Origin of the sequence: Mesorhizobium sp. C372A (genome assembly GCF_030323245.1) — a bacterium.
Classification (GTDB): domain Bacteria; phylum Pseudomonadota; class Alphaproteobacteria; order Rhizobiales; family Rhizobiaceae; genus Mesorhizobium.
On the sequence record NZ_CP100475.1, the window covers coordinates 745,122 to 761,323 of the forward strand.

At 63.9% G+C, this 16,202-nt stretch carries 16 protein-coding genes and 1 pseudogene; 2 read left to right on the forward strand and 15 right to left on the reverse strand.

Translation table 11 applies throughout. The features are described from left to right. Positions 1 to 114 precede the first annotated feature (114 nt). The 9 genes from olsA to NLY42_RS03430 form a co-directional block, all read right to left on the reverse strand. Complete coding sequence (olsA, locus tag NLY42_RS03390; protein ID WP_023669543.1) at positions 115 to 915, reverse strand: lyso-ornithine lipid O-acyltransferase; 801 nt, start codon at positions 913 to 915, stop codon at positions 115 to 117. Between the two features lie 28 nt (positions 916 to 943). Next, complete coding sequence (gene rimI / locus NLY42_RS03395; protein WP_023669542.1) at positions 944 to 1,438, reverse strand: ribosomal protein S18-alanine N-acetyltransferase; 495 nt, start codon at positions 1,436 to 1,438, stop codon at positions 944 to 946. After that, positions 1,438 to 2,115, reverse strand: coding sequence for a tRNA (adenosine(37)-N6)-threonylcarbamoyltransferase complex dimerization subunit type 1 TsaB (gene tsaB / locus NLY42_RS03400; RefSeq protein WP_023755165.1), 678 nt, complete (start codon positions 2,113 to 2,115; stop codon positions 1,438 to 1,440). Before tsaB ends, rimI begins: the two co-directional genes overlap by 1 nt. 107 nt (positions 2,116 to 2,222) lie before the next feature. Continuing rightward, positions 2,223 to 3,329, reverse strand: coding sequence for a DUF1513 domain-containing protein (locus NLY42_RS03405; protein ID WP_023688748.1), 1,107 nt, complete (start codon positions 3,327 to 3,329; stop codon positions 2,223 to 2,225). Between the two features lie 2 nt (positions 3,330 to 3,331). Further along, positions 3,332 to 4,411, reverse strand: coding sequence for an imelysin family protein (locus NLY42_RS03410; RefSeq protein WP_023730920.1), 1,080 nt, complete (start codon positions 4,409 to 4,411; stop codon positions 3,332 to 3,334). Continuing rightward, positions 4,411 to 6,000 carry a di-heme oxidoreductase family protein gene (locus NLY42_RS03415; RefSeq protein ID WP_023755166.1) on the reverse strand — a complete coding sequence of 530 codons (1,590 nt, stop codon included), beginning with the start codon at positions 5,998 to 6,000 and terminating at the stop codon, positions 4,411 to 4,413. Before NLY42_RS03415 ends, NLY42_RS03410 begins: the two co-directional genes overlap by 1 nt. Positions 6,001 to 6,012: 12 nt before the next feature. Then, positions 6,013 to 6,498, reverse strand: coding sequence for a bacterioferritin (gene bfr, locus NLY42_RS03420; protein WP_023669537.1), 486 nt, complete (start codon positions 6,496 to 6,498; stop codon positions 6,013 to 6,015). Beyond that, positions 6,464 to 6,775 carry a (2Fe-2S)-binding protein gene (locus tag NLY42_RS03425; protein WP_023669536.1) on the reverse strand — a complete coding sequence of 104 codons (312 nt, stop codon included), beginning with the start codon at positions 6,773 to 6,775 and terminating at the stop codon, positions 6,464 to 6,466. Before NLY42_RS03425 ends, bfr begins: the two co-directional genes overlap by 35 nt. A 59-nt stretch (positions 6,776 to 6,834) precedes the next feature. Beyond that, the gene (locus NLY42_RS03430; RefSeq protein ID WP_023755167.1) at positions 6,835 to 8,127 is read right to left on the reverse strand and encodes an imelysin family protein; all 1,293 of its coding nucleotides are present in this window, start codon (positions 8,125 to 8,127) and stop codon (positions 6,835 to 6,837) included. A gap of 492 nt (positions 8,128 to 8,619) precedes the next feature. Between NLY42_RS03430 and NLY42_RS03435 the strand changes: the two genes are divergently transcribed. Beyond that, the gene (locus tag NLY42_RS03435; RefSeq protein ID WP_286489062.1) at positions 8,620 to 9,873 is read left to right on the forward strand and encodes an NAD(P)/FAD-dependent oxidoreductase; all 1,254 of its coding nucleotides are present in this window, start codon (positions 8,620 to 8,622) and stop codon (positions 9,871 to 9,873) included. Between the two features lie 118 nt (positions 9,874 to 9,991). On the opposite strand, the gene NLY42_RS03440 is transcribed toward NLY42_RS03435, so the two are convergent. Continuing rightward, positions 9,992 to 11,269 (reverse strand): 4-aminobutyrate--2-oxoglutarate transaminase, encoded by a 1,278-nt coding sequence (locus tag NLY42_RS03440; RefSeq protein ID WP_023755169.1) that lies wholly within the window; start codon positions 11,267 to 11,269, stop codon positions 9,992 to 9,994. A 201-nt stretch (positions 11,270 to 11,470) separates the two neighbouring features. On the opposite strand from NLY42_RS03440, the pseudogene NLY42_RS03445 reads away from it, so the two are divergent. Further along, positions 11,471 to 12,247: pseudogene (locus NLY42_RS03445) on the forward strand (efflux RND transporter permease subunit); the annotation flags it as partial. Between the two features lie 10 nt (positions 12,248 to 12,257). On the opposite strand, the gene NLY42_RS03450 reads toward NLY42_RS03445, so the two are convergent. From NLY42_RS03450 to NLY42_RS03470, 5 genes are read right to left on the reverse strand one after another with little or no spacing between them, the layout of a single operon-like run. Next, complete coding sequence (locus NLY42_RS03450) at positions 12,258 to 12,596, reverse strand: DUF2185 domain-containing protein (RefSeq protein ID WP_023755172.1); 339 nt, start codon at positions 12,594 to 12,596, stop codon at positions 12,258 to 12,260. 14 nt (positions 12,597 to 12,610) lie between these two features. After that, complete coding sequence (locus NLY42_RS03455; RefSeq protein ID WP_023755173.1) at positions 12,611 to 13,360, reverse strand: ABC transporter ATP-binding protein; 750 nt, start codon at positions 13,358 to 13,360, stop codon at positions 12,611 to 12,613. Next, the gene (locus NLY42_RS03460; protein WP_023682023.1) at positions 13,357 to 14,193 is read right to left on the reverse strand and encodes an ABC transporter ATP-binding protein; all 837 of its coding nucleotides are present in this window, start codon (positions 14,191 to 14,193) and stop codon (positions 13,357 to 13,359) included. The genes NLY42_RS03455 and NLY42_RS03460 overlap by 4 nt, the downstream gene beginning before the upstream one ends. Before the next feature lie 10 nt (positions 14,194 to 14,203). Beyond that, a complete protein-coding gene (gene nikC, locus NLY42_RS03465) occupies positions 14,204 to 15,124 on the reverse strand; it encodes a nickel transporter permease (RefSeq protein WP_023738173.1) in 921 nt (306 codons plus the stop codon). After that, positions 15,121 to 16,188 carry an ABC transporter permease gene (locus NLY42_RS03470; protein WP_023669524.1) on the reverse strand — a complete coding sequence of 356 codons (1,068 nt, stop codon included), beginning with the start codon at positions 16,186 to 16,188 and terminating at the stop codon, positions 15,121 to 15,123. The genes nikC and NLY42_RS03470 overlap by 4 nt, the downstream gene beginning before the upstream one ends. Positions 16,189 to 16,202: the final 14 nt, after the last annotated feature.

Below are 16,202 nucleotides of genomic sequence, written 5' to 3' on the forward strand. Positions count from 1 at the left end.
CTGTCGGTTTCGTTCCGCTCTATCGTGTTCAAATCCATCCGGCGGCTTCTAACGCCTTTCCGTGACAAAAAACAGACGATTCTCCGGCATCGGCCTGTAGGCGCTCGGCCTGCGCTAGCGGCTCGGTCGGGGATCGGCGAGCGCGGCCTGCATCATGGCGCGCACCTTGCTTTCCATCATCCTCGACGTTTCCTTGCGGTTCGAGCCCTTGGAAAAGGCGATGGGCTCGCCGAAATGCACCTCGACGTCAATGGCGCCTTCGGCCATCAGCACCTTGAGATGCGGCATCAGGTCCTGATCGCCGATCCAGGCAGCGAGCGGCCGGTGGCGACGGCCGAGAGGCACGCCGTGCACCCGCGTGTAGGCAATCGCCAGCGGCTGGATGAAGACCTGCTCGGCCGCGCCTTCCGAAATCGCCATCGAGGCGGCGCCGAACAAGGTGCTCTTGAACGGCAGGATGGTGTTGCCGTCGCCGGTAGAGCCCTCGGCAAACAGCACCATGGCGTCGCCCTTGGCCATGCGGCTGGCGATCTCGCTGGCCTGGTCGCCAGCTGTCCGCTTACGCTCGCGTTCGATGAAGACCGTACGCTGCAGTTTCGACAGCCAGCCGATCAGCGGCCATCCCTCCATGTCCGCCCGAGCGATGAAGGTCACATCGGCAAAGGAGCCCAGCACCATGATGTCGGTCCAGGAGATATGGTTCGAGGCGACCAGCAGCGGGCGCTGGCTGGACAGCGCACCTTTGACATGGATGCGCAGGCCGAGCGTCCGGACGATGAGGCTGTGCCAGGCCTTCAGAATGACCGTCTCACGCCAGATTCCAGTCTTCATCGACAGCAGCTGCAAAGGCACAAGGACCAGCGAACCGATGACAACGAGGCTCAGCGCCAGGAAAATCCTGATTTTTCCGATCATGCAGCTTGGCCCTGCCCCAAAACTTTGGCTAGCGAAGATCGCGGCGCATGACAAGCGCGCCGGTAGGACCATGTTCGGTCGAGCGGTAATAATTGGCGCGGTGGCCGACCTGGCGGAAGCCCAGCCGCCGGTAGAGGGCGATGGCAGCGACATTGGTCTCGTCGACCTCAAGGAACAGCGCCTCGGCGCGCTGCGCATGCAATTCGCGCAGTACGGCGTCCATCAATTGCCAGCCGAGCCCCTGGCGGCGATGCGAGCGCGCCACCGCCACGGTCAGAATCTCGCCCTCGCCGGCTGCAAGCCTGGCCAGCACGAAGCCGACCGGCGGCTTGGCGCCCTGGCCGATTTCGCGCGCGGCATAGCCGAACACGGTTTCCTGTTCGAGCAACGCGGCGAACTCGCCATCGGTCCAGGGCCGGACGAAATCCTCGCGGTGCAGCACCGACGCTGCCGGGCTGTCGGCGATGGTCAGCGGCTCGAGCGCATAGTCCCTGCGGCGCGGCTGGAGGAAAGGGATGCGCATCACTTTTCCTGCCTCAACAGGATGAACCCGGCCTGCGCCTTGGCATCGGCGCCGCGCAGATAGAGTGGCTTCGGCTTGTCGCCCTCGCCTTTTGCAGCGGCGAGCCGGGCGTAGACGGCAATGTCGGCGGTGGCAGCCGTCGGGCCGATATCGAAATCGCGACCGGCCGCGGCTGCGATCTGCACGGCGGCCGTGCCGGCAAGCACCGGACGATTGTCCGCCGCCATTCCCGCGGCTTGCGCAAGTGTGGTCACCGCCGGACCATAGCGCAAAATCGCTTCCGCATCGGAAAGCGCGGCATGGATTTCCTCGCGGCCGGCATCGAGAGCGGCCAGGACCGGGCGGCCGGGAAATGCCGCCCTCGCCTCGGCCGCCAGCGCCTCCAGTGTCGTTACCCCGATCGCCGGGATCTTCAGCGCCAGCGCCAGGCCGCGCGCCGCCGAGACGCCCACCCGCAGGCCGGTGAAGGAACCCGGACCGATGGAAACCGCAACGGCGCCAAGGCCGGCATAATCGGTGCCGTCCGCTTTCAGCGCTTCGTCAATGACAGCCATCAGGTGTTCGGCATGGCCTTTGCCGAGATCGAGTACCGAGCGGCCAAGTTCTCTGCCGCCCGATGCGTCATAGACACAAGCGGCGCAGAGATTGGCGGCACAGTCGATGGCGAGCAGTTTCATGGGCGACCGGTTCGAAAAACAGTCTCCCTCTGCCCGCCACGGCGCGCCGCCGCAAGAGCCAGCGCGTAAATTGTTAAGCGGCTTCGCTTCGGTGCAGGCCGGACGGCTTACGCCGCCGGCGCGATGCGCAGCATGTGGTTGTCCCAGACATAGTCGGGCTCGGAGCGCGTCGCGCCGCTGCCTTCGATGATTTCGCCGGCACCCGTGGTTGCCATGAAGCCCGGGCCGTCGGGCGCCAGGCCGCAGACCTCGACCAGCGCCTTGGTGGCGACGATCTTGCCGCTGGCGGCGTCGATGACGGCCAGCGAATTGCCTTCCGGCGAAGACACCGCGACCGTGCCGGCAATCGGGTTGGCGGCGACCGAGCCGATGTAATTCCGGAAGCCGGATAGCACGTCCTGCGGCATGTCGAGCAGCTGCAGCCCCTTGCCGCGCGTGGCGCGGCCGACCAGCGGTGGCCGCTCGGTGCCCGGCCCGCGGTACTGGCAGCCGAACCAGATGGTGCCTGTGGGGTCGGCATCCATGTGGCGAATCGACAGCTGGTGCAGAGCCGGCGGCAGTTCGTGCTTTTCGATGAGATCGCCGGTTGTGCGATCGACCAGCACATAGGACGGCTTCATGGTGGCGATGTTGAGCTCGGCGCGGCCATAGTCGGGATGGGTCTCGATGCCGCCATTGGCGATGGCGATCGTCCGGCCGTCTCCGAGCAGCAAGAGCTCATGCGGCCCCATGCCATAGGTCGGAAACTCGCCGATGCGGCTGAACTTGGCCCGTGCGTCGTAGATCCCGACCACGCCGGCGGCATTGTCGAAATTGTTTTCGGTGGCGTAAAGCAGCGCGCCGTCGGTGGAAAACACACCGTGGCCGAAGAAATGCCGACCGGTGATGCTGGCGATGGTCAGCGGCGGCTCGCGGCCGGCATGGTCGAAGACCACGGCGAAGGTGCCGGGTTGCCGGGCGAAGACCACGGAGCGCTTCGAGACCGGATCGAAGGTGACGTCGTGGCCACGGTCGGGCAGGTCGATCGCATGCAATACTTTTCCGGCTTCCGACAACACAGCGGCGCCAAAGCTGCCGTCGCGCTTGACGAAGGCGGTGGCAAAGACGGCATCGGCGGCAAGCGTGTCCGCCCAGGCCCGCGGCGCCATTGACGCGACCAAGCCGGCGCCGGCAGCCCTGAGAAAATTGCGGCGGTCGATCAGTGGCGTCCTCATGATCAGTCTCCGTCGAGCGAGGAGAAGCCGGCGGTCAGGCCGAACTCGGCGGTCAGCCTGGTGCCGATCAGGCCCGACAGGCTGGAGGTGATCAGCGCGAAATGCTCGAGTTTTCCGCGCTCCGCGGGATCGGCCAGCGTCTTGTCGATCGGACCCTGGATGGATTTGGCAGTGGCAACGCCATTGATGAGCTGGATATGGATGGATTCCGCCATCCATCTGCTATCCTCGGGCAGCGCGTCGCCGAGCTTCGAGGCCTGGAACAGCGCATCAATGCCGGAGAGGTTGCCGGCTAATGACAGGCCGGTGTTTTGCGACCGCCAGTAGATCGCCTGCCTTGGCTTGTCAGCCTCCGGCTTGGCGCCGAAAAAACCTTTGAGGCGCACGTCGCGGACCATTTCCAGCTCGTTGATGAAGACGCCGACCAGTTCGGTCACCGCTTCGGTGCCGTCGCGGTAAAGCGCATTGTCGGGTCCGGGATTAGCCCACAAGGCTGCAAAACCGTCCGGTTTTTTCCAGGCCGCGTCGACATCGGCCGCCATGGTCTCGATGTTCTTGGCGACTGCCGCGCCATAGGCGCAGCGATAGGGCTCGTCCTTGCCGACGAGCGTCTCGGCGCCGTCGCCGTAAAGCACGAACTCCAGCGCCCCTAATCCCTGCATCGCGACACTCTTGCCCGCCAGCTGCGCCGGATCGGTGGCGGTCGGATCCTTGCCGGCCAGCGCCGCCTGCACCTGCTTCAGGCCGATGCTCTTTCGGTCCGGCCAGTAGAGCATGCGCTCCAGCCGGTTGTTCTCCTTGATTGGCCCGAAGCCGATGATTTCAGCCGACGACCAGGCTGCGACCGTGGCCGAGAATCCGGCATGCGCGGCATCGAGGTTGCCCTGCGACGGCGCCTGGCAGAGCGCGTCCATGGCCTTCGCCAAGGTGCCGGCATGGCCATGCAGGCTGGCATAGGCGGGGCGGACAAATCCGTCGATCGCTCTTTGAATGACATCGGAGGCTTTCACCGAGGCCGATGCCGGGGACGCACCGAACAGAGCCAATGGGAGGAGTAGAACAGGCAAAACCCGCTTGAGCATCAGAATGACTCCAGGAATTTGATGAGAGCATCGCGGTCGGCCGTATTGGCGGCGGCAAAGCGATCGCGCGCCTTCTGCCCCTCGCCGCCATGCCACAGGATCGCTTCGGTAAGCGTGCGCGCACGCCCGTCATGCAGGAAGAAAGCGTTGCCGTTGACGGTCTTTGTCAGGCCGATGCCCCATAGCGGCGGGGTGCGCCATTCACTGCCCGTGGCATCGCCCACCGCCTGGCCGTCGGCAAGGCCAGGCCCCATGTCGTGCAGCAGAAAGTCGGAATAGGGCCAGATCAGTTGGAACGCCTGCGCCTTGTTCCCGCGCATGGTGACGAATTTCGGCGTATGACAGGCAATGCAGCCCATCTCGTAGAACAGCTTCTTGCCGGCGAGCACGGCGGGTGCGCCGACATCGCGCCGCGCCGGCACGGCCAGGTTCTGCGAATAGAAGGTGACGAGGTCCATCACCGGTGGTGGCGCCTCGACCGGGCCGAGCCGCTTCTGCACGCCATTGGGCATGTCGAGGCAGGCCTTTTCTGCGGCGGTGCAATCGCCCCAGTGACTGGGCTCTTCCGGCGTCGAAATGCCGATGTCGCCGGCAAAGGCGTCCGCCGCCTGCTGGGGGATCGATGCGGTCTGCGCCTTCCAACCGAAGCGGCCAAGCGTCAGTTGCCCGCTGCTGAGGTCACGCACCATGTTGGGCTTGCCGGAAATGCCGTCGCGGTCGTCGGGATCGGCATGGGCAAGGATGTCGGCCGGCGCGATCTGTTCGATCAGGCCAAGGCCGATCATGGGCGGGGTCAGACGTGGCGACAGCGTGGTGCGCGGGTCAAGCGGGCCGTAGCCAAGCCCGTCGACCGAATAGCTCGGCTTGCGCAGCGAAACGATGCTACCGTCGCCGAGCGTGACCTTTTCCTCGCGATAATCGACATACATGCGGCCTTCGCCCTTGAGGCCGGGCACCGCCAGTTCCTGCAACTGCGCGCCGTAGACCGGATCGGGGAAGTTCAGCACCTTGTGCGCGGCGATCTCGGTCTTTTCCTCGGCCGTGCTCGCATCGCGCGCCAGCCGCAGGAACATCGACGTGGTGCGGCTGTCGGCGGCCGGCGGGCGGCCGCGGCCATCCTTCAAATGGCAATTCTGGCAGGCGCGCTCGTTGAACAGGGGTCCGAGACCGTCCGAGGCCTGGGTCGAGGATGGCGACGACACCCAGTTCTTGCGGAAAAGCGCATTGCCGAGCTTGAAATTGCCCTGTTCCTCGAAGGTGATGTTTTCAGACGGTTGCGAGAAGGCGTCGCGGTCGACCTGCTTGCGCGACGTGCCGGCGCCGCCTTGCATCGTTTCGAAGGATTCGGGCTTGGAGAAATCATGGGTTGGCCTGGTAACGGCAAGGACGCGGGACCGGTCCTTCGGCGTCAGGTCGGTGCGGCTCGTGGCGAGGCCGACCGGTTCCGACGATCCGGCCAGGGCCGGGGCCAAAATTGCCGCCAGGATTACAACCGAAAGCCCACGAAACGCCTGGCATCGCGGGTTTTTGAGGAGCAGCGGGCCGTTAGCCCGCCCCAAGCGGCGCAGAATATCTAGGGGGCGCCGCATTCCTGCATGGTCCTATTCCGCCTCGTCCGCCGATGCGGCGTTGAGCTGGCCGTATTTTTCCTCGCCGATCGAGGCAAGGAGGTCGAGCTGCGTCTCGAGGAAGTCGATGTGACCTTCCTCATCCGCCAGCAATTCCTCGAACAGCTTCATCGTCACGTAGTCGCCGGCTTCGTTGCAGATCTCGCGCGAACGCTTGTAGGCGGTGCGTGCGTCATATTCGCCGGCGAGATCGGATTCGAGCACTTCCTTGACGTTCTGGCCGATGCGCAACGGCGCCACGGACTGCAAATTGGGATGCCCTTCGAGGAAGATGATACGGGCCACCAGCCGGTCGGCATGGTGCATCTCCTCGATCGATTCGGCGCGTTCCTTCTTTGCCAGCTTGGCATATCCCCAATCTTCGAGCAGGCGGAAATGCACCCAGTATTGATTGACGGCGCCAAGCTCCAGGAACAGAGCCTCGTTAAGCCGCTCGATGATCTGCGGTTCGCCTTTCATGGATTCTGCTCCCATATTGGACGCGCAGGCCTCTGACGCGATCCAGGTGTGAAACGATGTCCACGCCGCTCGCCTCCGAACGGGTGTGGTAATTTTCGGTGACCCGAATGATCGTTTCGACCACATTTGGGAAGCAGCCGCAACAGCGACCGCGCTTTTGCATCGTGTGATAGACCTTCGCCGGCACGATCAGTTGCCAGGGGTCCTGATCCAGCAGATCGACGATCGTCTGCTCAATCTCCTTTTCGGTGATGATGTTGCAATGGCAGATCAGCATGGATTGGCTCTGGCTGACGGCGCCCCTCCGCGCCGTTTGGCTGGTGGTTGGTTGGGGTGCTACTTGAACACCTTGTCCGGTGCGTCGAGGCTGTCGGACCCCTCGAAGGCTATGTTGTTCAGCTTCAGCGCGCCGACGGCGCGTTCGATCGACTTGGTCTGGTCGACCAGCGCGTCGATTGCCGCCTGCACGGTAGCATTGCCTTCGGTGTTGCCCTCGGCGATCTGCTGGTCGTAGGCCTCGCCGGCCACTCCCCGCGCCTTGATCGCCTCCATCTTGGCGACCGAGACATCGAGCTTGTCGGACAGTTCCTTGTCGATCGCCGGATCGGCCGCCTTGACCATATCGTGCACCGACGGGCCTGAAACGACGGTGCCGTCGATGCGCGTGTAGCTGGCGAGATAGGCGGCGCGGATGCCGATAGCGTCATAGAGATGCGAGTTGTAGGTATTATCCGAGAAGCAGTCGTGCTCCTCTTCGGGATCGTGCAGCAGCAGGCCGAGTTTCATGCGCTCCCCGGCCAGTTCGCCGTAGGACAGCGAGCCCATGCCGGTGAAGATCACCGAGATAGCGGTGTTCGGCTGGCCATCGACGAGGTTCTTGCGGGCGGCGCCGTCTTCCTTCCAGTTGCCGACCATCTCCTGCAGGTCGGAGACCAGAAGATCGCTGGCCGACTTCAGATACTCGGCCCGGCGATCGCAATTGCCGCCGGTGCAGTTCTTGAGGTCGTAGTCGGTGTACGGACGCTCGCCGGCGCCCGGGCCGGTGCCGTGCAAATCCTGGCCCCAGAGCAGGAATTCGATGGCGTGATAACCGGTGGCGACATTGGCCTCGATGCCGCCGGCCTCCTGCAGCGTGCCGGAGAGGAATTCCGGCGTCAGCCTGGAGGCGTCGACCTTCTTGCCGTTGATGTCGATTTCCTTGTTGGCGATGACATTGGCGGTGTAGAGCGCGTTGGCGTCGGACTCGGTGCCGTAGCTCTTGGCGACGTAGTCGATCAGCCCTTCGTCCAGCGGCCAGGAGTTCACCTTGCCTTCCCAGTCGTCGACGATCTTGTTGCCGAAGCGGTAGACCTCGGTCTGCTGGTAGGGCACGCGCGACGCCTTCCAGGCATCGCGGGCGGCATTCAGCGTGTCCGCCGACGGGTTGGCAAGCAGCGCGTCGACAGCCTTGTCGAGCGCCTGCGCCGTGGTCAGCGAATCCTCGTACTTGGCCAGCGCGATGTCGGAATAGGTCTTGATGACCGCCTTGGCATCGATCTCCGCCGCCTTGGCCGGCAGAATGAAAACCGCCGCCGTCAACATTGCCGTGGCACCGATCGCAGCCAGCCTGCCGCCATATCGCGCTGTCATCATCATTCTCCAGTTCAAAGGGGATTCGGTAAAAGGCGCACGTGCCAAACGGTGCCGGGACATAGGCATGCCGTAGGACACCACAGATGCCGCGCCATTGCGCGGCTCACGGAAGAAAGACACCAAATGCCTCCAATCGAACGGGTTCAAGGCCCAAACATCAAAGGGGTGCGCTGACGCGCGAGCCTCCATAAAACGATGGCGAGGCCGGAAGTCAACTGGTCAACCCTAGAAAATTCAATTGAAACAACAGTTTAGAATTATTCTAAACTGGGACTGTCAACTTTCAATCGTATAGCCAGCAGCCAAGGTGAGAGACGCCGCGATTGACAAGCGACCGTTCCGGGTGCGACCCGGACCGGGGCTCTTGCGACGGCGGCAGACAATCGCCATCTGGCGGAACGGCTCACAATCAAAACATGATGTCGTCCGAAAACCGCTTCACACTTTTCGGCATCATGCTCCAGATTTGAAACAGGAATTCGGGTTGCGATGAAGAACGGGGTCGTCATTGTCGGTGCGGGTCATGCGGGCGTGCAAGCGGCCGCCAGCCTGCGCGAGGAAGGCTATGACGGGCCTGTCATACTGATCGGCGACGAAACCGATCTGCCCTATCACAAGCCACCGCTGTCGAAGACCTTCATCAAGGACGCCGATGCCAAGCCGCAACCCTTGCGCGGCGAGGCCTTTTACACCGGCAGCGCCATCGACTTCAGGCCGGGCGTCCGAATCGACAGCATCGATACGGCAGGCCGCAAGCTGGACATAGCAGGCGGCGGCGTGCTGCCGTTCGACCGGCTCATCCTGGCCACCGGTTCGCGGCCGCGGCTCCTGCCGCTGCCGGGCGCCGACCTCTCGGGCGTGCTGTCGCTGCGCTCGATCGCCGATGCGCGGCTGATCCGCCAGCTCAGCGCCCAAAGCGAAGACGTGGTCATCCTCGGCGGCGGCTTCATCGGGCTGGAGATCGCGGCTACGCTGAGGGCCGCCGGCCGCAACGTCACCCTGGTCGAGGCTGTCGACCGGCTGCTTGGCCGCGCCGTGGCGCCGGTGGTGGCGAGCCATGTCCGCCAACGGCTGGAGGCGATCGGCGTGCGTATCCTCACCGGCACCACCATTGCCAGGCTGGAAGGGGAAAACGGCCATGTCTGCGCTGCCATCACCTCCACCGGCGAAAGGCTGCCCGCGCGCATGGTCATCGTCGGCATCGGCGCCGTGCCGAATGTCGAACTTGCTCAGGCTGCCGGACTGACTGTCGCCAATGGCATCCGCGTCGACCAACAGATGCGCACCTCAGTGCCTGATATTCTGGCCATCGGCGACGCCGCTTCCTACCGCCACTGGTCGACCGGCGGCGACGTGCGGCTGGAATCGGTGCAGAACGCCACCGACCAGGCGCGGCTTGCCGCACGCACGATCACCGGCCATACGGACGCCTATGCGGCGGTGCCGTGGTTCTGGTCTGACATCGGCGACATGAAACTGCAGATGGTCGGGCTGACCTCGGGCGGCGACAGCCATGTCGTGCTGGGCGACCTCGCTGAGAACAAGTTCTCGATCTACCACTATGCTGGAAGCCGGCTGCTCGGCATCGAATCCGTCAACAGGCCGGGCGACCATATGCTGGGCCGCAAGATGCTCGGGGCCGGGTTTTCGCCGATGGCGCAGACTGTTGCGGAAGGGCCTGATGGGCTGAAGGCGGCGCTGGCCGCGTTCCAGCAGGATGAGCCGGCACGGGCTGCGGGCTAGACGCACTTACCCTCCCCCTTGTGGGGAGGGTCGCTGCGAAGCGGGGTTGGGGTCGGCGCGAGGCCCCCCACCCGGACCTGCGGTCCGACCTCCCCACAAGGGGGAGGTAGGGTTTGCGCTAGGCAGCGCAGACTTCGCGGATCGAGCTTTCCAGAATGTCCAGCGCCTCGTTCATGACATTGTCCTGGATGGTGATCGGGGCGAGGAAACGGATGACGTTGCCGTAGACGCCGCAGGTCAGCAGGATCAGTCCCTTGTCGAGCGCCTTCAGCCGGATCGCATTGGCGATCTCGGCCGACGGCAGGCCCTTCTTGACGTCGTTGAACTCGACCGCGTTCATGAAGCCGAGACCCCTGATGTCGACAATCTCGGGCACATCGTCGCGGATCGACTGCAGCCGCTGTTTCAGCCGGGCGCCCAGCGTATTGGCGCGGTCGCACAGCTTTTCTTCCTCGATTACGTCGAGCACGGCGTGTGCTGCGGCGACACCGATCGGGCTGCCGCCATAGGTGCCGCCGAGCCCGCCAGGACCGGGCGCATCCATGATCTCGGCGCGGCCGGTGACCGCCGCCAGCGGGAAGCCGCCGGCCAGGCTTTTCGCCATGGTGGTAATGTCGGCCGCGACCTCATGATGATCCATGGCGAACATCTTGCCGGTGCGGGCAAAGCCGGTCTGCACCTCATCGGCGATCAGCAGCATGCCGTGCTGGTCGCAGAGCTTGCGCAGCGCCGTCAGGAATTCGCGCGGCGCGTCGTAGAAGCCGCCCTCGCCCTGGACCGGCTCGATGATGATGGCGGCAACGCGAGCCGGATCGACATCGGCCTTGAACAGTTTGTCGAGTGCAGCCAGCGAATCGGCTGTAGACACGCCGTGCAGCGGCACCGGAAACGGCGCGTGGTAGACGTCGCCCGGCATGGCGCCGAAGCCGACCTTGTAGGGCACGACCTTGCCGGTCAGCGCCATGCCCATGAAGGTGCGGCCGTGGAAGCCGCCGGCAAAGGCGATGACGGCTTGGCGGCCAGTGGCGTTGCGGGCGATCTTGATGGCGTTCTCGACGGCTTCAGCGCCCGTGGTGACGAAGATGGTCTTCTTCTCGAACTTGCCGGGCAGCATGCCGTTCAGCCGTTCGGCCAGCCGCACATAGCTCTCATAGGGCACGACCTGGTGGCAGGTATGGGTGAAGCGGTCGAGCTGTGCCTTGACCGCCTCGATCACCCTGGGATGGCGGTGGCCGGTGTTGACGACGGCGATGCCCGAGGAGAAATCGATGTATCGGCGGCCTTCTACATCCCAGATCTCCGAATTCTCGGCGCGGTCGGCATAGATCTGCGTTGTCATGCCGACGCCGCGCGAGATCGACTGGTTCTTGCGCTCGGAAATGGCTGCGTTCTTCATTTCGTCCCTCATTGGGCCGACGCCCGTTCTCGTTAGATGAATGCCAAGGCCTCTTCTGACCTTATTTCACGTTTTCCTCAAGTTGGCACCGCCGCCGGGCGATTGGGCCTGTCGTCGATGCGGGCCACTTCGACAGACCGGTCTTAACCAGCCGACCGATACACGTACGGGGCAGTCCGTGACAGCTCACCCGTCACCGGGAACGGCGAAGCGATCCCGCTCGCGGCAGCGGCGACTTCCGCTACGACCTCGAACAGCCGACGGTGTGGTGGCGCAACCGCATCCCGACGATCACCGTTCGCGCGGGCCTCGTTGGCGACGTGCTGCCGGCCACCGTCGTCAACGAATTGATGAAGCCGTCGGTCGACGCCTTCATCGCCAAACTGCCGCCCGCTATTCCGTTGCAACCGCCGGCTCGGTCGAAGAAAGCGCAAAAAGCCAGGGACAGATCGCAGCGGTGGTGCCGCTGATGCTGTTCGTGATGGCGACCATCCTGATGATCCAGTTGCAAAGTTTTCAGCGCCTGTTCCTGGTGGTGGCGGTGGCGCCGCTCGGCCTGATCGGCGTGGTCGCGGCCCTGGTGCCGAGCGGCGCACCGCTCGGCTTCGTCGCCATTCTGGGCGTCCTGGCGCTGATCGGCATCCTGATCCGCAACTCGGTGATCCTGATCGTGCAGATCAAGGATCTGGTGGCCGAGGGCCAAGACCGCTGGGAAGCCGTATCGAAGCGACCGAGCACCGCATGCGGCCGATCGCGCTGACGGCCGCGGCCGCCAGCCTGGCGCTGATCCCGATCGCGCGCGAAGTGTTCTGGGGCCCGATGGCCTACGCCATGATGGGCGGCATCATCGCCGGCACGGCGATCACGCTGCTATTCCTGCCGGCGCTTTATGTGACGTGGTTCAGGATCAAGGAGCCTAAGCAGGGGGACGAACCATCTGTTCCGGAGAACGGCGAACTGGCGCAAAGCTCGACTTAGCCCTGCTGCATCACTCGTTGTCGTTGGAGGGTACAGGGAGTGATTTAGCGCGCTGCCAGGGGGACAATTTTGAATCGCGCCAAGCATGCCAGCCTTTTGGCAAATCGGCCAATTCCAGGATGCTCTCATCCCGCTGAACCACATTCTGGAGGCTGACGAGCATTATCTCGGGTTCATCTCGATTTTTCTTGTCGCTGCTATGAAATTGCCAACTGCCACCCTCATCGTTGTGGTTATCGTCGTCATCAGCTTCGTGCACAACGTATGCGATCCAGTCACCACGTTTAAATATGCTTGTGTCCGACAACACCGCGACGTTGGGTGGGTCTTCGAACTTCCATTCCGCCATAGGAAACCCCAGATTCAAGCGGTCCGCACAAACCCCTCGCTCGCCCTCAACAGATTGCGCGTATAATCCTTCTCCACCCGATGCCCGATCAGCTGGCCCGCGGTGAGATTTTCCACCGCTTCGCCATTCTGCATCACCATCAGGCGCTCGCACATATGGGTGATGATGGCGAGGTCGTGGCTGACCATCAGGAAGGTCAGCTTGCGCCGCCGGCGAATTTCTTCGAGCAGGTTGAGCACTTCGGCCTGCACCGAAGCGTCGAGCGCCGATGTCGGTTCGTCGAGCAGCAGTATCGACGGTTCGAGGATGAGCGCCCGCGCGATCGCCACGCGCTGACGCTGACCTCCGGAGAGCTGGTGCGCGTAGCGGAAACGGAAACCGTTGCCTAATCCGACCTCGTCAAGGGCGCGCTGGATGCGTTGCTCGCCATCGGCAAAGCCGTGAATGGCGAGCGGTTCCTGTAGCAGGCGGTCGACGGTCTGACGCGGGTGCAGCGAACCATACGGGTCCTGGAAGACCATCTGCACTTCGCGATAAAAAGCCTTGTCGCGGCGCGCTCCCAGCGTCTTGCCATTGACCGTGATAGTACCGGATGCGACAGGCACCAGGCCGGCAATGGCTTTGAGCAGCGTCGACTTGCCGGAACCGCTCTCGCCGACCAGGCCGAAGGATTCGCCAGACTTCACCTCGAGGTTCGCCCCTTTCAGCGCGCGAAAACGGTCGAACACCACCTCCAGCCCTTCAATCAAAATGGCTGGCGTCATGCCGCCCACTCCGGCTTGCGGTCGAGCACCGGCAGCGGGTGGCGTTCGTAACCGATCCTGGGCATGCAGTTGAGCAGGCCGCGCGTGTAGGGATGCTGGGCGTCGCGCAGCTCCGACGCCTTGAGCTGCTCGACCACCTTGCCGGCATACATGACGATGACGCGGTCGCAGAAGGAGGCGACCAGCCGCAGATCGTGCGAGATGAAGATCAGGCCCATGCCGCGCTCACTGACCAAGCGGTCGAGGATGCCGAGCACATCGAGCTGCACGGTGACGTCGAGCGCCGAGGTCGGCTCGTCGGCGATCATCAGTTCCGGTCCGGCGATCAGCATCATTGCGATCATGGCGCGCTGGCCCATCCCGCCGGACACCTCGTGCGGATGCAGGTCGAAGACACGCGAGGGATCGCGGATCTGCACAGCTTCCAGCATGGCCAGCGCCCGCTCGCGCGCTTCGGCCTTGGAGACCTTTTCATGCGTGCGCAGCGTCTCGACGATCTGGCGGCCGATGCTCATCACGGGGTCGAGCGAATATTTCGGATCCTGCAGGATCATGGCGATGCGTTTGCCGCGCAGCGCCCGGCGCTGACGGGCCGGTATGGCCAGAAGGTCGATGCCGTCGAGGGCGAGCTTCTTGGCCGACACTAGCGCCTGCGGCGGCGTCAGGCCCATGATGGCGCGGCCGGTCTGCGACTTGCCGGAGCCGCTTTCGCCGACAATGCCCAGCCGCTCTCGGCCAAGCGAAAAAGTGACGCCGCGCACCGCCTGGATGAGGCCGGTCCGAGTCGGGAAGGTGACGCGCAGGTCGTCGACATCGAGAAGTGCACCGCTCATTGGTCACCACTCATTGATCGCCACTCCGGGGATCGAGCGCATCGCGCAGGCCGTCGCCAAGCAGGTTGAAGCCGAGGCTGACGATGAGGATGGCGAAGCCCGGCGCGCCGGCCACCCACCATTGGTCGAGCACGAAGCGGCGGCCGGACGCGATCATCGTGCCCCATTCCGGCAGCGGCGGCTGGGCGCCCAGGCCGAGGAAGCCGAGGCCGGCGGCGGTGAGGATGATGCCGGCCATATCGAGCGTCACCCGGATGATGAGCGAAGAGATGCAGAGCGGCATGATGTGGCGCAGCACGATGCGGAACGGAGAGGCGCCCATCAATTGCACCGCCTTGATGTAATCCGAATTGCGCACGGTCATCGTCTCGGCCCGCGCAATTCGGGCGTAAGGCGGCCACGAGGTGATGGCGATGGCCAGCACCGCGTTTTCGATGCCGGGGCCAAGGGCCGCGACAAAGGCCAGTGCCAGGATCAGCTTGGGGAAGGCGAGGAAGATGTCGGTAATGCGCATCAGAATGGCATCGGTCCAGCCGCCGGCATAGCCGGCGACGGTGCCGACCAAAAGGCCGATGGGGGCTGCGATGACAGCGACAAGAATGACGACATAGAGGGTCCAGCGCGAGCCAAAAAGAATGCGCGAATAGATATCGCGGCCGAGATCGTCGGTGCCGAACCAATGCGCCGCACTCGGCGCCAAAAGCCGGGCATTCTTGAGTTCGCCGATAGTCGGCGAATAGGGCGCCAGCACATCGGCAAAGGCGGCGACCAGCAGCAGCGCGATGATGATGAGCAGGCCGAGAAACGCCAGCCGGTTGGCGGAAAAGCGCCGCCAGGCGACATAGGCGCGGCCGAGCCTTGCCTGCATGCGCGAGGCCGGCCGATCGCTGAGCAGCCAATCGCGGCGCGTTTGGATTGCTTCGGCGCTCATCCTGTCTTCGTCCTCGGATCGAGCACCTTGTAGAGAACATCGGACAGGAGATTGATGCCGATGAACACCGAACCGATGACGATGGTGCCGCCGAGCACGGCGTTCATGTCGGCGTTCTGCAGCGAATTGGTGATGTAGAGGCCGATGCCGGGCCAGGAGAACACCGTCTCGGTCAGCACCGAACCTTCGAGCAGCCCGGCATAGGACAGCGCGATCACCGTGACCATCGGCACCGCGGCGTTGCGCAGCGCATGGCCCCAGATGATTCGCGTTTCAGACAGGCCCTTGGCGCGCGCGGCGACGATGTATTCCTGCGACAGCTCGTTCAGCATGAAGGAGCGCGTCATTCGGCTGATATAGGCGAGCGAGAAATAGCCCAGCAGCCCTGCCGGCAGGATGATGTGGCGGTAAGCGTCGTAGAAGACATCCCACTGGCCCTGCAGCGCGGCGTCGAGCAGGTAGAAGCCGGTGATCGGTGTGAATGTGTACTCGTAGACGATGTCGAGGCGGCCGGGAAAAGCTACCCATTGGAGCTTGGCGTAGAACAGGACAAGCCCCAGAAGCCCGATCCAGAAGATAGGCACGGAATAGCCAATCAGGCCGACAATGCGAACGATCTGGTCGATGAGACTGCCGCGTTTTACCGCTGCCAGCACGCCGAGCGGCACGCCGATCAACGAGCCTATCAGAGTGCCCAGCGTCGCCAGTTCGATCGTTGCCGGAAAGGCGCGGCGGATGTCGGTCATCACCGGATTGGTGGTCAGCACCGAGGTGCCGAAATCACCGTTCAGCGCATGCTTGAGATAGATATAGAATTGCTCGATCAACGGAAGATCGAGCCCCATCTCGCGGCGGGTGCGCTCGACGACATTGGCCGGTGCGCGGTCGCCGAGCACCGCCAGCACCGGATCGATCGGGATGACGCGGCCGATGAAAAAGGTCACCGCGAGCAGGCCGAGATAGGTGGTGACGGCGATGACCAGGAAGCGGCCGATCGCCAACAAGATAGCGACGGCGCGGGCGCTTCCCTGCCCCGCCGTCGCCTGGTTTTCAATCGCGCTCATCAGGGCGCGTCCGC

What these genes read in the sequence shown, in the direction of transcription:
- tsaB (WP_023755165.1), bottom strand. Translation starts at nt 2,115, where the DNA reads ATGAAACTGCTCGCCATCGACTGTGCCGCCAATCTCTGCGCCGCTTGT.
- bfr (WP_023669537.1), bottom strand. Translation starts at nt 6,498, where the DNA reads ATGAAAGGCGAACCGCAGATCATCGAGCGGCTTAACGAGGCTCTGTTC.
- NLY42_RS03405 (WP_023688748.1), bottom strand. Translation starts at nt 3,329, where the DNA reads ATGAGGACGCCACTGATCGACCGCCGCAATTTTCTCAGGGCTGCCGGC.
- rimI (WP_023669542.1), bottom strand. Translation starts at nt 1,438, where the DNA reads ATGCGCATCCCTTTCCTCCAGCCGCGCCGCAGGGACTATGCGCTCGAG.
- NLY42_RS03460 (WP_023682023.1), bottom strand. Translation starts at nt 14,193, where the DNA reads ATGAGCGGTGCACTTCTCGATGTCGACGACCTGCGCGTCACCTTCCCG.
- NLY42_RS03450 (WP_023755172.1), bottom strand. Translation starts at nt 12,596, where the DNA reads ATGGCGGAATGGAAGTTCGAAGACCCACCCAACGTCGCGGTGTTGTCG.
- NLY42_RS03470 (WP_023669524.1), bottom strand. Translation starts at nt 16,188, where the DNA reads ATGAGCGCGATTGAAAACCAGGCGACGGCGGGGCAGGGAAGCGCCCGC.
- NLY42_RS03455 (WP_023755173.1), bottom strand. Translation starts at nt 13,360, where the DNA reads ATGACGCCAGCCATTTTGATTGAAGGGCTGGAGGTGGTGTTCGACCGT.
- NLY42_RS03415 (WP_023755166.1), bottom strand. Translation starts at nt 6,000, where the DNA reads ATGCGGCGCCCCCTAGATATTCTGCGCCGCTTGGGGCGGGCTAACGGC.
- NLY42_RS03435 (WP_286489062.1), top strand. Translation starts at nt 8,620, where the DNA reads ATGAAGAACGGGGTCGTCATTGTCGGTGCGGGTCATGCGGGCGTGCAA.
- NLY42_RS03425 (WP_023669536.1), bottom strand. Translation starts at nt 6,775, where the DNA reads ATGCTGATCTGCCATTGCAACATCATCACCGAAAAGGAGATTGAGCAG.
- NLY42_RS03430 (WP_023755167.1), bottom strand. Translation starts at nt 8,127, where the DNA reads ATGACAGCGCGATATGGCGGCAGGCTGGCTGCGATCGGTGCCACGGCA.
- nikC (WP_023738173.1), bottom strand. Translation starts at nt 15,124, where the DNA reads ATGAGCGCCGAAGCAATCCAAACGCGCCGCGATTGGCTGCTCAGCGAT.
- NLY42_RS03410 (WP_023730920.1), bottom strand. Translation starts at nt 4,411, where the DNA reads ATGCTCAAGCGGGTTTTGCCTGTTCTACTCCTCCCATTGGCTCTGTTC.
- olsA (WP_023669543.1), bottom strand. Translation starts at nt 915, where the DNA reads ATGATCGGAAAAATCAGGATTTTCCTGGCGCTGAGCCTCGTTGTCATC.
- NLY42_RS03440 (WP_023755169.1), bottom strand. Translation starts at nt 11,269, where the DNA reads ATGAAGAACGCAGCCATTTCCGAGCGCAAGAACCAGTCGATCTCGCGC.